This window comes from bacterium, from assembly GCA_030654305.1.
Taxonomy (GTDB): Bacteria; Krumholzibacteriota; Krumholzibacteriia; order LZORAL124-64-63; family LZORAL124-64-63; genus PNOJ01.
Map to the genome: position 1 here is coordinate 1 of JAURXS010000168.1, position 1,238 is coordinate 1,238.

Annotated in this window: 3 protein-coding genes; 1 reads left to right on the forward strand and 2 read right to left on the reverse strand. The window is 71.5% G+C overall.

What is annotated here, in order from left to right:
- The coding region (locus Q7W29_04545; GenBank protein ID MDO9171085.1) for a DUF1223 domain-containing protein at positions 1–233 on the reverse strand (233 nt) is incomplete at its 3' end.
- Between the two features lie 143 nt (positions 234–376).
- Here Q7W29_04545 and Q7W29_04550 point away from each other — a divergent pair.
- Positions 377–898, forward strand: coding sequence for a hypothetical protein (locus tag Q7W29_04550; protein MDO9171086.1), 522 nt, complete (start codon positions 377–379; stop codon positions 896–898).
- 55 nt (positions 899–953) lie between these two features.
- On the opposite strand, the gene Q7W29_04555 is transcribed toward Q7W29_04550, so the two are convergent.
- Positions 954–1,238 (reverse strand): aconitate hydratase (locus Q7W29_04555; GenBank protein MDO9171087.1); only part of this gene is annotated, 285 nt, incomplete at its 5' end.

A 1,238-nucleotide genomic window follows, 5' to 3' on the forward strand; every position in this document is an offset into this window, starting at 1 on the left:
TACTCCGGCCTGGCGAAGGTGTCGGTCCAGCCGAGGTAGTCCCAGTAGTCCACCGAGAAGGTCAGGGCGAGCACGCCGGGCCGGTCGGCCAGCCGGCCGAGGTGCGCGTTGGCGTCGTCGCACGAGCCGCAGCCCTGCGCCGTGAACAGTTCCACGAGCACCGGCGGCTTGGCCGCCGCTGCGCCCGCCGAAAGGGCGAGCAGGATCACGCTGAGCAGGGCGGCCTTCCGCATCGCCCCCGGCTTAAGGAGTGTTCCGGGGGCTGTAACTCTCAAGAAGCCGTGAGCTTCCCGCACGGCAGGTCGGCCGCGAGCCCATGGCGCGGTCCGGCGCTCGCGCTAGAGTGCCCGTCCGTTCCGCGCTTCGAGGAGACGCCGTGTTCCAGGCTCCGCCGCCCCCTCCGCCGCCGCCCGAGATCGTGCGGACCGAGAGCGCCTATCTGCAGGTGGCGCGCAAGGACGTGCCGATGGTGCTGACCAAGGGCAAGCAGGGCGAGAACGCCCTCATCCGCTACCAGCTGTTCGTGCGCACCGACGTGGAGGCCCGCCAGGCGCCGGCCACGCCCGAGGCGCCGCCCCCGCCGGTGTTCTGCCAGTGGGTGGCGACGGTCTATCTCGAGCGCGAGCCGTGCTTCGAATCGATCACCGGCAAGCTGGCCTGCGGCGAGCGCTACACTGTGCGGCTGGAGGATCGGGAGCGGGGCAATGAAACCCTGCCGCTCACCGCCGAGGCGACGGCCTGCGCGGTCGGCAAGCCCGAGATCGCCGCGGCCAGCAGCCGGCTCGCAGCCGCGGCCGAGGCCAGGGCGGACACCCGGTTCGGCGACGACCTGACCCGGCGGCTCACCCCCGAGCTCGCCCGGGGCGGGATCACGGCGAGGATCCGGCCGCTGAAGTGAAGAGGGCGGCCGCATCGCTGCAGCCGCCCCGTCTCACTCTTCGCTGGCCCGAAGCCTACGCGTCCGGCTTGGCCAGGCTGCGCAGCACGTAGTTCAGGACGCCGCCGTGCTTGAAGTATTCGAGCTCGGTGGGCGTATCGATCCGGCAGCGGACCGGGAAGCGGGCGATGCGGCCGTCGCTGGGACGGTACATCTCCACGATCAGCTGCTTGCGGGGCGCGAGCTCCGTCAGGCCGCGGATGGTGACGATCTCCTCGCCCGTCAGGCCCAGCTTGTGCCAGCCTTCCTGCAGGAACTGCAGCGGCAGCACGCCCATGCCCACCAGGTTCGAGCGGTGGAT